Source organism: Mesorhizobium sp. RCAM 05104, from assembly GCF_059683645.1.
Genome location: NZ_CM185033.1, coordinates 5,709,216 through 5,723,981 on the forward strand (window position 1 = coordinate 5,709,216; position 14,766 = coordinate 5,723,981).

At 60.8% G+C, this 14,766-nt stretch carries 18 protein-coding genes; 15 read left to right on the forward strand and 3 right to left on the reverse strand.

The features are described from left to right. Positions 1–26 precede the first annotated feature (26 nt). From zapA to greA, 9 genes are all read left to right on the forward strand, one after another. The gene (gene zapA / locus AC56QP_RS27900; RefSeq protein WP_489862554.1) at positions 27–296 is read left to right on the forward strand and encodes a cell division protein ZapA; all 270 of its coding nucleotides are present in this window, start codon (positions 27–29) and stop codon (positions 294–296) included. Next, complete coding sequence (locus tag AC56QP_RS27905; RefSeq protein WP_489862553.1) at positions 277–813, forward strand: hypothetical protein; 537 nt, start codon at positions 277–279, stop codon at positions 811–813. Before zapA ends, AC56QP_RS27905 begins: the two co-directional genes overlap by 20 nt. Beyond that, positions 814–1,479, forward strand: a complete 666-nt coding sequence (locus AC56QP_RS27910; protein WP_489862552.1) for a dCTP deaminase — start codon at positions 814–816, stop codon at positions 1,477–1,479. After that, positions 1,480–1,896 carry a hypothetical protein gene (locus AC56QP_RS27915; RefSeq protein ID WP_489862551.1) on the forward strand — a complete coding sequence of 139 codons (417 nt, stop codon included), beginning with the start codon at positions 1,480–1,482 and terminating at the stop codon, positions 1,894–1,896. 3 nt (positions 1,897–1,899) lie between these two features. Next, positions 1,900–2,490: an Nmad2 family putative nucleotide modification protein gene (locus AC56QP_RS27920; RefSeq protein WP_489862550.1), complete on the forward strand. Its 591-nt coding sequence runs from the start codon at positions 1,900–1,902 to the stop codon at positions 2,488–2,490. 163 nt (positions 2,491–2,653) lie between these two features. After that, positions 2,654–3,802, forward strand: coding sequence for a nucleoside triphosphate pyrophosphohydrolase family protein (locus tag AC56QP_RS27925; RefSeq protein ID WP_352887484.1), 1,149 nt, complete (start codon positions 2,654–2,656; stop codon positions 3,800–3,802). After that, complete coding sequence (locus tag AC56QP_RS27930; protein WP_497103738.1) at positions 3,799–4,467, forward strand: uracil-DNA glycosylase; 669 nt, start codon at positions 3,799–3,801, stop codon at positions 4,465–4,467. The genes AC56QP_RS27925 and AC56QP_RS27930 overlap by 4 nt, the downstream gene beginning before the upstream one ends. 377 nt (positions 4,468–4,844) lie before the next feature. After that, complete coding sequence (locus tag AC56QP_RS27935; protein ID WP_489862549.1) at positions 4,845–5,243, forward strand: hypothetical protein; 399 nt, start codon at positions 4,845–4,847, stop codon at positions 5,241–5,243. Positions 5,244–5,579: 336 nt separating this feature from the next. Beyond that, the gene (gene greA, locus AC56QP_RS27940) at positions 5,580–6,062 is read left to right on the forward strand and encodes a transcription elongation factor GreA (protein WP_489862548.1); all 483 of its coding nucleotides are present in this window, start codon (positions 5,580–5,582) and stop codon (positions 6,060–6,062) included. A gap of 95 nt (positions 6,063–6,157) precedes the next feature. Here the strand turns inward: greA and AC56QP_RS27945 are convergent, their stop codons facing one another. Then, positions 6,158–7,330 carry an NAD(P)/FAD-dependent oxidoreductase gene (locus tag AC56QP_RS27945; protein ID WP_497103740.1) on the reverse strand — a complete coding sequence of 391 codons (1,173 nt, stop codon included), beginning with the start codon at positions 7,328–7,330 and terminating at the stop codon, positions 6,158–6,160. Beyond that, positions 7,327–8,031: a class I SAM-dependent methyltransferase gene (locus AC56QP_RS27950; protein ID WP_489862546.1), complete on the reverse strand. Its 705-nt coding sequence runs from the start codon at positions 8,029–8,031 to the stop codon at positions 7,327–7,329. The genes AC56QP_RS27945 and AC56QP_RS27950 overlap by 4 nt, the downstream gene beginning before the upstream one ends. 289 nt (positions 8,032–8,320) lie before the next feature. On the opposite strand from AC56QP_RS27950, the gene AC56QP_RS27955 reads away from it, so the two are divergent. From AC56QP_RS27955 to AC56QP_RS27980, 6 genes are all read left to right on the forward strand, one after another. Next, positions 8,321–9,391 (forward strand): type III polyketide synthase, encoded by a 1,071-nt coding sequence (locus AC56QP_RS27955; RefSeq protein WP_489862545.1) that lies wholly within the window; start codon positions 8,321–8,323, stop codon positions 9,389–9,391. A gap of 58 nt (positions 9,392–9,449) precedes the next feature. Continuing rightward, the gene (locus AC56QP_RS27960; RefSeq protein WP_497101028.1) at positions 9,450–10,670 is read left to right on the forward strand and encodes a sulfotransferase family protein; all 1,221 of its coding nucleotides are present in this window, start codon (positions 9,450–9,452) and stop codon (positions 10,668–10,670) included. Positions 10,671–10,742: 72 nt separating this feature from the next. After that, positions 10,743–11,294 (forward strand): Tgt2/MlaC family protein, encoded by a 552-nt coding sequence (locus tag AC56QP_RS27965; protein WP_497100965.1) that lies wholly within the window; start codon positions 10,743–10,745, stop codon positions 11,292–11,294. An 88-nt stretch (positions 11,295–11,382) separates the two neighbouring features. Next, a complete protein-coding gene (locus AC56QP_RS27970) occupies positions 11,383–12,024 on the forward strand; it encodes an ABC transporter ATP-binding protein (protein WP_489862542.1) in 642 nt (213 codons plus the stop codon). A 3-nt stretch (positions 12,025–12,027) separates the two neighbouring features. Then, positions 12,028–13,149, forward strand: coding sequence for an ABC transporter permease (locus AC56QP_RS27975; protein WP_489862541.1), 1,122 nt, complete (start codon positions 12,028–12,030; stop codon positions 13,147–13,149). A gap of 130 nt (positions 13,150–13,279) precedes the next feature. Beyond that, positions 13,280–13,693 carry a DOPA 4,5-dioxygenase family protein gene (locus AC56QP_RS27980; RefSeq protein ID WP_489862540.1) on the forward strand — a complete coding sequence of 138 codons (414 nt, stop codon included), beginning with the start codon at positions 13,280–13,282 and terminating at the stop codon, positions 13,691–13,693. 197 nt (positions 13,694–13,890) lie between these two features. On the opposite strand, the gene AC56QP_RS27985 is transcribed toward AC56QP_RS27980, so the two are convergent. After that, the gene (locus AC56QP_RS27985; RefSeq protein WP_489863500.1) at positions 13,891–14,715 is read right to left on the reverse strand and encodes a DUF1236 domain-containing protein; all 825 of its coding nucleotides are present in this window, start codon (positions 14,713–14,715) and stop codon (positions 13,891–13,893) included. Positions 14,716–14,766: the final 51 nt, after the last annotated feature.

Genomic DNA, 14,766 nt, shown 5'->3' on the forward strand with positions numbered 1-14,766 from the left:
CGCTGCAATAAAAAAAGGAATGTTCTATGAACGACGCAAAGCTCCCGGCCTTTGAGGGTATCGGACAGATCGAAGTCGACTTTCTCGGCCAACGCATCGTTATCGGATGCATCGAGGGAGAAGAGGAAAAGGCTCTTCGGCTTGCCAAGCGCTTTGAAAATGACGCTGGCGAGGTGACTAAAGCGGTCTCCGCGGAAATCGAGCCGATCCAGGCCATGCTGATGGCTGGCATCCTGGCATATGAGCAACTTGAGCAGGCGGAGGCGGGCTACAACGATGGCGCCGATCACAGATAAGAATCGACAAGCAAGCCCGGAGGAACCCCGCATTTCGATGCGGACGCGACAGCGAGCACAGTATGAGCACGATTTGCACAATCATTTCGACATATTGTCGATGTCGCGCCTGGATCGGCTGAAGCATTACGGTTTGCATTTCGCGAAATACGCGGGACGGTTTGCTCGGGGTGATACCGAAGTCAAAACCAGAAGGGAAACACTTGTCGACGCGTTTCTAGTTGCGCTGAGCGCTGCAAATGCCCTGAACCAAGCGTTGCCGGACGCAGGAACAGGAGGATTGATCGGGGATGCGATCTCCGACCTCGACTTTACCGACCACGCTGGACGTTTCGCCGACGCATGCGAGAAGATCGATCATCTCGAGGAATTCCGTGCGATCGCCCTTGCCGCAAACGCCGCGCTTTCAGAGTGGATCGTGTGCAGCGCGAAAGCGGCTGGCTTTGATCTCGACGCTCTCGTAGACGATCGTCGACGACAGCTTGCGCGCAGGCAGGTTTACGCACAGGAGACGTAGATGTTTCTATCGGGTGACCTCATCGCTGAACATGGCGGCGGCTGGATTGCGCCATTCGACCCGCAGCGGGTCGATTGCGCGGCCTATACTCTGCGGATCGGTGACGAGGCTTTCATCAGCCCCGAAGGTCGAGACACCCGCAAGCCGGGCCTGGTTGAACGCTTAGAGCACAAGGCGCCTATCGTGATACCGCCCGGGCAGTTCGCCTATTTGACCACGCGAGAGTTCGTAACACTCCCGCATGATCTCCTCGGCTTCATCAACATGAAGAGTACGCTAAAAAATAGCGGTCTTGTGAATGTAAGTGGATTTCACGTCGATCCGGGCTACAAGGGAAAGCTTCTGTTCGCTATCTTCAACGCGGGGCCGCAGACAGTGACGGTGCGGTGCGACCAAGACGCCTTCCTGATCTGGTTTGCGCGTCTCGATGGTATGACAGAACAGTATGCCCGGAAAAAACCCGGATTTCGGGGGATCGACACGACTCTGATGGGGTTACTCCCGACCGAGACCGCATCGCTCAACTCGATCAACAAAAGGATGGATCAAATCGAGCGACGCATTTCCTACGCACTCGGTATACTGACACTTGCTGGCGGTGTCGTGGTTGCTGCGATATCCGGCGTCATTGCGAGCATGGCTTTTAAAGCCTTAGGAGGATCGTGAATGGCAGACGCTTACGTTTTCAACGAACACCTCAATAACGACGACCGCGCAAAAATGGAGGCGATCCTGCAAGCGGCAGGATACAATCCACGATACGATGTTCCGAACGCTGTTTCCTCGATCGACCCGCACACTGACATTGGCGTCATCGGGCTTCCGGCCGCGCCAGAAGACGGCGGCACCATTGATGCTCGGACGATGGGGTTTGCCGGCGCCGGCATTCGGGTCGTGGCAATTTGGTTGCGCGCGGACGAGGATGGTCCAGGCGGTGTCCCCGAATCGATCGGAAAATACGCCACCACAGTTGACAGCGGTTCCAAAGTCTTGACCCCGACGCTTAAGGGCGAGACGGATGTCTGGGAACAGCCAGGCGGGGAGCAAAGGCCAAAACCTCGCATCAAACGCAATAAGTGCTGAGCCGTGCCCCGAATCTACTCCTACGTCGTCGAACATGACCTTGGCTTTGCGCCGAACCCCTTCTGGGGCGTATGTACGCTAGCAAATTGCAAGCCGATGATTCGAAAATTTGCGAGCGTAGGCGACCTCATAATCGGAACAGGCTCGACTGACCTGCAGGCTACTGACCGCCTCGTCTACTGGATGCGAATATCGGAAATCACCTCCTTCGACGGCTATTGGTCAGATCCGCGCTTCGCGCGCAAAAAGCCAAACATGAACGGCAACATGATGCATCGCTATGGCGACAACATCTACCACACCGGGAACGACGGCACATTCCAGCAGATCGACTCTTTCCATAGCGAAGACGATGGCAGTCTGAGTGTCGGAAACAGGGAACGCGACACCGGTAAGACGGAAAAGGTCATGCTTGCGACCGACTTCGCTTATTTCGGGAAATCGGCTCCAATCATCCCGGAGCACGTGCGTTTTCTGATCAAAAAAGGGCCATACCACAAATGCCGATTTTCCGACGGACAGCGAGCCGCTATTGAGGGTTGGCTGGAGACGTTGCCCGAGCGTGGGTATGTCGATGAGCCTGGGCATTGGTGACGCTGAAGCGTTTGGCGCCTTCAGCGCAACTGCGGTTCTCTGATCAACCGAGCGTACCGGCTCGAACTGCCTGTTACCGACAAGCAACAGCCCACCGAAGTTCAGCCTCTGTGATTCCTTACGCTGCGATCATCTGGCAATCTGGTCTGGCGGGGGATTCGCGATGGATGGATCAACTCTATCACTAAACGAATATCAAGATTTAGCGGTCAAGACGGATCGAACAGGCCTGAAATCCAGAAATTTGAGCCTGCCAATCCTCGGACTGTTTGGTGAAACCGGCAGTCTCCTTAGCGAGGTGAAAAAGAAACAGCGAGACTCCAAGGCCTACGACTCGTACGAAAGCGGTGTCATCGAGGAGTTCGGTGATGCGCTTTGGTACCTCGCGGTCATTGCAGCTCATGCCAATATCCGGCTAGCTGATATTGCAGAGGAATTCGAATCCGGCTCCACCGAGGCGCTTCGCTTCGTCAATCTGCAACCGCAACAGACGCTTAACCTTGCAGCGCCCACGACGGAATTCGCACGAACGCTTCTGAAACTTGCTAATTCGGTAGGCAATCTTACCAATAGCGACGGTGAAGCCCTATCATACGTTGACCCAACCGCTTTTGCACAAAAGCTTAAGATCATTTTCCGCAATTTGGTGCACGCGGCCAACGAGGCAGGCGTGACCTTGGGAGACGCGGCGGTTCACAATCTGCGGAAGGCGCAGGATCGCTGGCCAACGGACCGCATTCCGCCTCCGCTGTTTGATCTGGAATTCCCCTCTGAGGAGCAGCTGCCTCGAAAGCTCGCGATTGAGATTTTCGAGCGCAATTCTGGCTCTAAACAATACGTCTATCAGCGTTGCAACGGCGTCAATATCGGGGACCGCCTGACTGATAATAGTGTCGTGGAAGACTTCTATCGCTTTCACGACGCTTTTCACTATGCCTATGCAGCCGTCCTCGGTTGGTCGCCGGTAACTCGGGCCCTATTGAAGCTCAAACGAAAGAGCAAGACCAAAGTCGATGACGGCGAGGACGGTGCCCGCGCGATTATTCTCGAAGAAGGTGTTGCGGCCTACGTTTTCGCGAGAGCCAAGGAACATCAGTTCTTCGAGGGACGCGATGAGGTTGATTTCAACCTGCTGAAGACCGTGAGGAGTTTCGTCCAAGGTTTTGAAGCGGAGCAGTGCCCGCTGTGGCTTTGGGAAGAAGCGATCCTGAAAGGAAACGCCGCCTATCGCTTTTTGCGCCAGTATCGACGTGGGCGCCTCATCCTTGATCTAGACAAACGTGATATGATGGTGGAGGAGCTTGCGCCATGAAACCAGCTGACTTTGTCGAAGAACTCGCGTCCTTCCATTTTGCCAACGCGTTCAATCCCTACGCCGACGCGTGCCCAGAGTGTGACGCCAAAGATGCGCCAGCCGTCCGCCGTCGGAACCTGGAAGCCGTCTTAAATGCGGCAATCGAGAGGGGGGTTCAGTCCTTCTGGATTGCTCGAGATCTTGGCTATCGGGGTGGCCGCCGAACGGGTCTGGCATTAACTGACGAAGCGCATCTTGATTGGCACGCAGAACTTCTCGGTACCGAACCACTCATGAGAGCGACCAAAGGCCCCCCCGTGGCCGAGCGCACCGCTACCGTTGTGTGGCAGATGCTGCGTTCAATCGAACAACCGATCTTTCTCTGGAACGTCTTTCCGTTTCATCCGCATGGCCCCAATGAGCCGATGACAAATCGGTGTCATACCCGTAGCGAGCGACTGGCGTGCAAGCCCATTTTGGAAGCGCTGATCGACACCTTACGGCCGAAACATCTTGTTGCCATTGGACGCGATGCCCAAGCAGCTTTGGCGGACCTCGGCCTTGAGGCAACTGCGGTTCGTCACCCTAGCTATGGGGGGCAGAGTGAGTTTATAGGCCGCCTTGAGGAATTCTACTGCGTCCGCTCTAAGCCCGCTCGGGAAGCCCAGTTACATCTGCTCTAACCGTTTCGTTCTCTCTACAGGGTGGGGCGCTTGCTTGTCTTCGGCATGGCTCTGCGATGCACCGGCATCTTTCTGAGCCGCATGCCGGCTGAGGAGCCTGCGTCTTCAAGCGCCTTACTGTTCGATAGATCCGAGCGTCTCCGTGCCGGGGCCGAAACAAAGTGCGGCGTCGTCACGTGGGTGTAGAACGCGCCTGGCGCAGGGCTCGCTGGTGCTTCTTTTGCCGTCCGCTTGTAAGACCTGGAAATAGCCAGCCAGGCGTCCAGTATGAGGCGCAAGGCAGCCATTCAGAATCGGTCTGCGCAGTTTCGTCACCGGTCCTAGCGCCTCACAGCAAAAACGTCTGCCGCTCGCGCAACGTTGCTGTGATCGAGCCAATGCCTTCCTCGATCTCGCGCCTGCCCGCTAGAATCGCATCGCCTGCCGTGCCTTTCAGCATCGATCGCAACAGGTCCGCCTGGCCGACGAGGACCGCATCTTTTTCGGCCAAAGCGGCCAGCGAGTTCCGCTTCCAGGCGCTGGGTCATGCGGTCGTTCTCCGGCACCGGCTGGTGGCGGATCAGGCCTTCGAGCGCCTCGCGCCACAGGCGATCGAGTGCCTGGGCGTTGGCGACGATGGCCGCGTCGGGGAACGGATTGGCCCGCGTCGGCGGCTGGATGGTGTCGCGGCGGTAGCGGGCCTCGGCCACGTCGACGGCCGCGCGGGCACGGCCGAGCAGCGAGCAGGCCATCTGGCGCTGGTCGTCCGCGCGCAGCTGGTTTTCCTGGCGTTGTAGCCATGGAAGTAGAACAGGTTGATGCCGACCCTGGCGAGCGCTCGTGGAAGCGGCTCGTCTCATCGCGCCCAAAAGGGGCGGAGATTTTCCTGATGCCGCGGTTGGCTGGGGGGTGAGGGGGGCGGCGCGATGCCATCGGCGAGCAGGGCTGTCACGTGGACTAGAGCAATTCCGGACGTAAAACCGTTTCACACTTTTCCTGGAATTGCTCTGGAGAACCGGCTCGACGACAATTGCCTGCCGGTTCCGCCGAAGCCAGCCGTCGAATTGTTGCAGCTTTCTTGTCGCCTATGGGTTATCCCATAACCAACACTATTCGACACGGAGTGCGGCCAATTGAGCGTAGCCTTTGCCAAGGAGGAAAGTGCGGAGGCAGCATCGGAAACCATCCTGCCGGCTCGCCCTGTCTCCGATCGCATCAATCTCGTCACCGAGGCGGGCCTGAAGATGCTAAGGGATGAATTGGCGCGCGCCCAGCAGGCTCTCGAGACCGCGAACGCGCTGGAGGATGTCAACGAGAGGCGACGGCAGTCGGCGGTTCCGGTTCGAGATATGCGCTACTATGCCGAACGCGTCCGTACGGCTCAGCCTATGCCGGTGCCGACGTCCAATGAAGTGATTGCCTTCGGTCACACCGTGACCTTCGAGCGTGATGATGGCCGCACCCAGACCTTCCGCATCGTCGGTGAGGACGAGGCCAACCCGTCCCAAGCTTCCATTTCGCATGGTTCACCGGTTGCCATCGCGCTGATTGGCAAATCCGTTGGCGAAATTGTCCAGCTAGGGCAGAATGAACTCGAGATCCTGTCCATTTCCTAGTTGGAGATCGGGGGTAGGACGCGCGTCGCGGTCAACCGCCATCGCCCCGTTTGGTACACCGTCAGGCGACACGCAGCGAGCAGTGCTGCTTGACATCAAAAGCCCGGAACGGGCTGGGTCTTTCCACTCAATCGCGCGCCAAGTGTCAAAGCCGCCGGAAAATTCTTGATCACGGCGCGCATGGCCGCCGCGCCGCCTGGCCCAAGCGCTATTCGGGCAATCAAGGCCGCGGCACGCAAACGGGTCGAGAATTGCCGACGCCATTGCCTTTCGTAGCGATGTCCGGCCTCGTCGTGGCCCTCGTGACCTTTGCCCAGCGCGACCAGTTCCCGCGCAAGCAGCCAGCCGGATTGCAGCGCCATCGAAATCCCTTCCGCGATTACGGGATGTGACTCACCCGCGATGTTGCCGACGCGGAAGATGCCCTGATCATAGCAAGCTCGAATACCGGGATGGATCGGTCCCGCGGCGAGCCATGGGCCATCCAATTCGGCACCGGTCAGCACAGTTCCCACGCCCCGGCACGAGGCCACGACGTGGCGCCATACCGCATCCGCCGCCGCGATGTTTCCATAGCGCTGGCGCAGGTCGGACAGAACATCCCGGCGGATACAGCAGGAAATTGAAACCCGGCCATGGTCCGCCGTTACCATTCCGCCATAGCCGCCCGGGAACACCAGCAGCGGCATCAGGTCGGGCGCCAGCGCGGCGCCGGTAAAATGCGCCTTGAACCCGAAAAGGTCGGAAGGTCGGCTTGTCCTTTCAATCTGGCTTGGGAGTTTCCCGGGTTCCCAGGATCCATGCGCGGCAATGATCACAGGCGCGCTCAAAACCTTTTCTTGCTGTCCCGCCTCCACGGTCACAAATTGCAGATCATCGTGCCGACGAATGGCGACAGCCTTGCAAGGCTGGAGAATTTCGACACCCGCGCGTTCGGCGGCCTGCAACAGGACATGGTCCAGGCGATCGCGGCCGAGAGCGCGGCCGAGCCCCGTCCTGGCGCGCGGCATGCGCGCCTCGGCCGAGACATCGCCCGAAAAGAACCCGACGCGACGTATTTCGGGGCCGGCTTCCGCGCGCCAGGTCTCGCCGACGCCCAACTGGTCGAGCAAGGCAAGGCTGGTGCCTGACATGAATTCGCCGCAGACCTTTCGGCGAGGAAACACGGCCTTCTCCACCATTGCCACCGACCAACCATGCTGGGCCAGCGCAATGGCGGTGGAACTGCCGGCGGGGCCAGCACCGATGACTATTGCGTCGTGCATCATTTGGTGCCGGGCATGCTGGCGCCGACAAAACCTTGAGTGAACAGGCCTTTGCGGGCCTCCATCACGGGCGTTCCACCCGCCAGTTGCCACAATTGCGAAAGTTCCGTGCCGCGAAAACCGGCGCGGACACTTTGCGCCGCATCGTTCAGTGTAACCGCGCAGGCGCCGATCAGCCGCAGGAACCGGGTCGCGACAAGTGGTCCCTTGGCCCTGAGCGGCTCCGTCGCGACGAGTAACGGGGCCATCGTCATGAGACGGGAAAACAGCTCCAGGAGGCGCGTGTCGTCGAAGTGATGAAGGATGAGATTGGCGCAAACAAGATCGAAGGGCCTGTCCGCTGTCCAATCGAATATATCGGCGGTTACGGGCTGCGCCCGCCAACCAAGCTCGGCGAAAGCGTCGCGCACATCCTGGCCGATCAGGTCGATCCTGTCGACCATGACGATCTCCACGTTGGGCCAACGCCGCGCCATCAGCCGCGCCACTGTCAGCATGAACTTTCCGTCACCGGCGCCCAGTTCGAGGATGCGCAGCGGCGGCGTCGGCACGTTCGTTCGCAAGAGTGATGCCATGATCCTGGCCTGGAACATCAATGCGTTGATGCGAACGAGATCACGACGGGATGCAATCGCACCAGGATCGTCGGCCGGAAGGCTGTCGAGGAGTTCTGGCTCCAGATGCCTGATGTTCATGTCGGTCATGCGATCGATCGGAAATCTAGGGCTTCAGCCGGCAATCCGGCAATAGAATTCGGTCGTACCTTATCGCCGCGCGCTGTTCATGGCGGAACTCGCATGTGAACTCAATCCGGACGGCGAAGCCGAAGGCCGGCCCCTTTCATACAAGATGGGAGGCTGGTATCACAGTTTGCCAGTGAGAAATATCGGCACCGCGCAATAAAATACCTTATGCCGACGTTTACCATAGGAAACGCTTCCCCAATTCCTAGACCTCTTATGAGACCCGATTGGGCTCATTGTTGGAGCAATTTTGTCCGCTCAAGCGCATCTGAACCGCATTGCCACGTCAGTTCCCGAACACGACGTGCATCAATTCTTCCTGCGTTACGGAGCTTCGCTGCTTGAAAACGATGCCCCGCGCCTTACGCTCTTCGAGCGAATGGTCGCTCTCGCCGGCATCGAACATCGCTATTCCTGCTTTGCGCCCGCCGACGATCCGCGCGGCGGGGCAATCGACCGCGGCGGCACCTCGGTCAGGGGTTCCTTCGCCAGTACCGCGATCCGTATGCAGATGTACGAAGCCGCAGCACCTGAGCTGGCGCAAAAGGCCGTCGACGAGCTGCTGGCCGACGACGACCGCTCGCTGATCACGCATTTGATCGTGACGAGCTGCACCGGCTTTTCGGCGCCTGGCATCGACCTCGAGCTGGTGCAGCGATGCGGCCTGCGGACATCGGTCGAGCGCACCATCGTCGGCTTCATGGGATGCTATGCCGCCATCAATGCCTTGAAGCTGTCACGCCACATCGTGCGCTCCGATCCGAAAGCCCGCGTGCTGATCGTCAACATCGAATTGTGCACGCTGCATTTCAGGGAAGCCACCGAGCTTGAGAAGCTGATCTCGTTCTGCCTGTGGGGCGACGGGTGCGCGGCCGCGCTGGTAACGGCCGAACCGCACGGCCTCCTGCTCGAAAGCTTCCACGCCATCGTGGCGGTGGAGCGCAAGGAGCTGATGAGCTGGCACATCCGCGACGACGGCTTTGACATGGTGCTGTCCGGCCAGGTTCCGGGCGCGGTCCGTGAGACGCTGCGCAGCGAGCATCCGGCCATCCTCGGCGGCAGGCCCGCCAGGGAGATCGATTTGTGGGCGGTGCATCCGGGCGGCCGCTCCGTGCTCGACGCGGTCGAGCGGGCGCTCAAACTGGAACCGGCCGCGCTCCTCCTGTCGCGCGAAGTGCTGCGGAAATACGGCAACATGTCATCGGCAACGGTGATGTTCGTGATGGCCGAAATGCTGAAGGAGCCGTCGGGCTTGCTCGGCTGCGGCATGGCGTTCGGGCCGGGATTGACCACCGAGACCATGATGTTCCGGACTGCCTGAGGAGGTCTGGTGACCTGGCCGGATTGAACCTCTGAACCCATGGATCATAAGTTCCTTGATGATGCCATCGAACAATGTCCGACACCGCATCCGCGCTTTCGCGGCCCGTTGGCTGGTGCCCTATTTGCCGTATCCGCACTTCATGTGCGTGGCGCCGCTTGACGCCGTGCTGCGGATCCTGTGGCGCGCGGAAGGCCGGATCCCTCCCGCCTATTGGCCACGCCTAGTTCTCCTGCTCCTGTTTTCCGGGATCAGCACGGTCGCCTCCCTGCCGGAGCGCGTGATCGTTGCGGCATGGCTGCGGCTGCGGCCTCCCCCTATGGAGCGGCACAACGCCCCCGTGTTCGTCCTCGGCTACTTCCGATCGGGGACGACGTTTTTGCAGAACCTGCTGGCAGCCGATCCGAGCCTGAGATCGCCGAGCTGGCCGCAGGTCCTGGCCCCCCAGACGTTCGTCGTCGGATGGGCGGTCCTGCGCTACCTTTTCGTACCCTTGCTGCCGTTGACGCGCCTCAACACAATCGTGCCGGTGGGCGCCAGGCTGCCGGCGGAGGACGACTTCGCGTTGAACAACATGGGTGGGATGTCCGTCCTCGCCGGACGCGCCATGCTTCCTCGCCGGCAGGCCTTCTTCAATCGATTTCACGATCTCGACGCGCTTTCGGCGGATGAGTTTGGCCGCTGGCGCTCCCATCAGGTCGCTTTCGTCCAGAGGCTTGCCCTCGTTGCGGGGGGGCGGCGACTTCTGCTCAAGTCGCCGAGCCATACGGCGCGCGTCCGCTACCTCCAGGACCTGTTTCCGGGCGCGAAGTTTGTCCACATCTCCCGTTCGCCGGAAGTCGTGTTCCGGTCCAACCTGCTTCTGGCGCGCGAATTGCAACGTGCATTCGCCCTGCAGCCGCCACTGCCGGAGGACGAGCAGGAGGAGATCATCACCCGCGAGTATCTCGCGACGGAGATGCACTATCTGGCGGACAGAGCGCGGATTCCGGCCGCCGACCTCGCGGAAGTGCGGCTGCAGGATCTCACCGCCGACCCCGTGGGCGAGATGAAGCGGATCTACCGTGAACTGGGCCTGCCATTTTCCCGTGGCTGCGAGGAGCGGATGCTGCAGGTCGCCGCGACATTCGGCGAGCAGGTGCGTAGCCGCCATCCCGACCTGACGGAAGGGCAGAAAGCGCGAGTAGCTCGCCTCGAACCGCTGGCTGCCGCTTTTGGGTATCCGCCCGCGCAGGCTCCCGAGACGCTCGATGTTGACAGCCAACAACGCATTGGATGACATAGGATCATGACAGCAGGCCGATGGTCGCATGCAAGCTTGGCAGCTTTGGTTCGGCTGTTGCTTGTCCCCGTGTTGCTCGCGATCTGCGCCCCATCGCTTTCGGCGGCCGCCGATGAGCAGAGTGACGCGGTCAAGTTGGTTGAGACCGTGCGCCAGGCGGCGATCGTGCTTGGGCATGGTGGGTCCGCCGAGGGGCAGCTCCGCTCGATCTCCGCGGCGTTCGATGGTAGGGGGATCGCCCAAGCCGTGCTCGGGACGTATTGGCGCCGGGCGAGCGCGGAAGACCGCGCCGCGGTGGTCGATGCGCTGCTTTACGCGATCGCACACAGGCTGGCCGACAGGCTGGAGCGGACGCAGGACAAGACGTTCACCGTGCTCGGCACAAAGGCTCTGGCCAACGGCGACATCCTGGTGCGCAGCGAATTCCGCCGGCCGCTCCACGGCCCAACATCCGTCGACTGGCGTGTCCGCCACTGCCGCGGACAACTCTGCATCGGCGATGTCTTTGTCGACGGCGGCTCCGTGACCGTGCAGCAGCGGGACCGCGTTGGCCAACGGCTCGCCGGCAACGGCGGCTCGATCCCCGCGCTTGTCGTCGATCTCAGGAAAGGCCGGGTATGACCTCTCGCTCGTGCTCATGTCCCCTCTCGTCGAATTGATCAATGTCGGCCGCGACTTCGACGGCGGCCGCATTGTCGCCGTTGACGATGTGTCGCTGGCGATCGGAGATGACGAGACCGTCGCCATTGTCGGCCGCAGCGGGAGCGGCAAGTCAACGATCCTGAACCTGGTCTGTGGGCTTGACCGGCCGACGCGCGGCGAAGTTCGGTTCGAAGGACGGGCCGTCAATGGGAGGGCTGCGTGGGCAGCCGTCCGGGCCAGCAAGATCGGCATCGTTTTCCAGAATTTCTCCCTGCTCCAGTCCTTGTCGGCGCGCGAGAACATCGAGGTGGCTTTGCTGGGAAACCTCGGCGGAGCGCGGCAGCGTCGCGCTCGCGCACTCGAACTTCTGGCACATTTCGGTCTTGCCGAGCGCGCTACGCTCCGGCCGGCCGAGCTTTCGGGCGGCGAACGCCAACGGCTTGCAATTGCGCGGGCGCTTGCAAACCGTCCGAAGCTTCTCGTGGCGGACGAGCCGACAGGAAGCCTCGACGTGCAGACGAGCCAATCCGTGATGAGCATCATTGGCAACGTGCACCGCGAGTTCGGTACCGCGGTGATCGTGGTGACCCATGACGAGGACGTGGCCGCACTGTGCGGCCGGCGCGTCGAGATTTCCGACGGCCGCATCCGTTCGGACAGCGCAATGGCGGCCATGTCGACGCCCGCGCCGGCGTCGCGGATCGGCTGACCCATGACAGAGCTGACCCTTCCCCTGCGCGGTCTCATCGCGCGTCCGCTTCGCACCCTCCTCACGGTTCTCGGCATCGCTCTGGCGGTGGCGGGGTTTGTGGCACTGACCGGCCTGACCGCTGGCGTCCAGCACTCGTTTGCATCGGGAATCGACGAGAACGGTGCGGACCTGGTGGTAAGCCAGCGCAGCGCTTTCAACCTGGTGAGCAGCACCGTACCCAAGTCCCTGGGCTCCGGGCTTTCCGCGGTGCCAAACGTCGAAGCCGTATCGGGCGTTCTCCTGAACATCACCACTGCCGACGACGCCGCGAATATCGTCATGGCCGGCTGGCCGAGCGGCAGCTTCCTGTGGAAAGACATACACCTGATAGCGGGACGGATCCCCGCGCCGGGCGACCAATGGTCCGTGATCCTTGGCCAGTCGATCGCCAGCGCATTGGACAAACGGATCGGTGATACTGTCGAGCTCCAGTTCCAGCCCTATCGGATTGTCGGCATCGCGTCGTTCTCGTCCATACTCAACCAGAACAGCGCGATCGTTCCGCTCGAAGGGCTGCAGCAACTCCTGTCGCGAGAGGACGTGTTCACCTTGTTCGAGGTGAGGTTGAAGCGACCGCTCGACAAGAACGACATCGCTGCTGCCCGAACCCGGCTCGTCGCGGCCGCACCCGGTTTCGAGGTCGGCGACACCGAGCAGTTCACCAGCAGCATTCGCGTCTTCGATCTGCTTCAGGCGATTGCCCGGACAATTTCACTGGTTGTCATGGCGATGGCCTGTGTCGCCATTGCCAATACACTTCTGATGGCCGTGAACGAACGGACGTTCGAGATTGGAGTTCTCGCGGCGCTAGGCTGGTCTCCGCGGCGGATTCTTCGGCTCATTCTCATCGAGGGCGTGATCATGAGCGCGGCCGGCGGGGTTATCGGGATCATTCTCGGCGCCCTGACCATGGAAATGGCGGCGAGGACAAAGTTCGCCGCGGGTCTGATCGTGCCTTACCTGTCAGGCTGGTCGATCGCGCAGGCGCTGATCTTCGTCTTCATTGCCGGGCCCCTCGGTGCGCTCTATCCGGCCTGGCGTGCCACGCGCCTTCTCCCCGCCGAGGCGCTCCGCAGGATCTGACGCCGGCGGGTCGAGTATTTATTGACTAAAAGTCAGTGGGAACCGGGATGCCGCACCGGCTGCAGACAAAGCGTCCGTGCTTCGGATACAGTTTTGTCGGGAGCGACACTCATCGAGGGAGGATATCGAGGTGAACGAAGCCAGTCCAAGGCCGCTCGCGGAGATTGCCAGCTATCATGCCCACATCTACTACAACGGGCAGACCGAGCGGCGACATGCCGAATGGCTGCGTCTTCGCATTGGGGAACGTTTCCGCGTGCGCCTGGGCGCCTGGCACGACCAGAAAGTCGGTCCGCATGACCAGGCCATGTACCAGGTCTCATTCGCGAACGAGATTTTCGCTTCACTCGTTCCGTGGCTGATGCTGAACCATGGGGAGCTCAGCATACTCATCCATCCTAACACGACCAACCCCCGGCGCGACCATCTGGTCGACCCGATCTGGATCGGCCGGCCGCTGGCAGTGCACGGCGATATCCTTCCGGAGGATCATGAGGCGGAAGAGGCGCTGGAGCCCAACACCGAGCCTTCGCTGACAGCATAGCGGTTCCCGGCGCGACCGCGACCTCCAATGGGCTCAGGTTTTTTGGCCCTATCCACCCACCACTCGCACCCTCTCGCGCACCGGCGCCGACGCGGAAAGGCTTTCCTGGTTCGGCTCGCCATCAGCCGATTCATCGCAGGTCTCATGGAAAGGCCCGCCACGTCGATGTGGCGAGCCTTTTCGGTGCGATGCGCACTTCAAGTCAGGATAAGGACGATCTTCAGCGTATCCGGATCGACGATGACGATGCGACCGTCGGCCAACACAAAATACTCGTAGGTTTCGTAGGCTGGTACGATCTTGACGATACGCGCCGGCAGACGATGCAGCCGAATCTTGTGCCGGGGAACCTCTATGCCGACCGAAATGTCGAAATCGACATTGGACACCGGTTCGACCCTGGTCTCCTTGATGACCTGCGTGATCTGGGTTTTCTGTTCGACAGTGACGTTGGTGATGGAAGCAGTCGACCCCTGATCAGTCTGTGTCGAGGTCTTGCCCTGAGCCTGCTGGTCCGTCTGGACCTTGGCTTTTCCCTGGGCCTGCTGATCGGTGGCCGCACCAGCCTTGCCTTGGGCCTGCTCGTCGGTCTTGACCTTGGGCTTGCCCTGCGCCTGCTGGTCAGTCTGGACCTTGGCTTTTCCCTGGGCTTGCTGATCGGTGGTCGCACCAGTCTTGCCCTTGGCTTGCTCGTCGGTCTTGAGCTTGGGCTTGCCCTGAGCCTGCTGGTCGGTCTGGACCTTGGCTTTCCCCTGGGCCTGCTGATCGGTGCTCGCACCAGCCTTGCCTTGGGCCTGCTCGTCGGTCTGGACTTTGGGCTTGCCTTGAGCCTGCTGGTCTGTCTGGACCTTGGCTTTGCCCTGCTCACCCATCTTCATCTTCGAACCCTTCTGGCAGCCTGCCGCGCCTGCCGCGCAATTGGCGTCGGCGCCCGACTGGGTTTCGGCTGGTTGGGTCTGAGCCAGTGCCGCCCCACACCCAACTCCGAGCGCGAGCATGCTGGTGATCAGGATATGTTTCATGAGAAATCTCCTCGAAAGTGTCAGTCCCTTCCGTGGGTAAACCTCATCTGA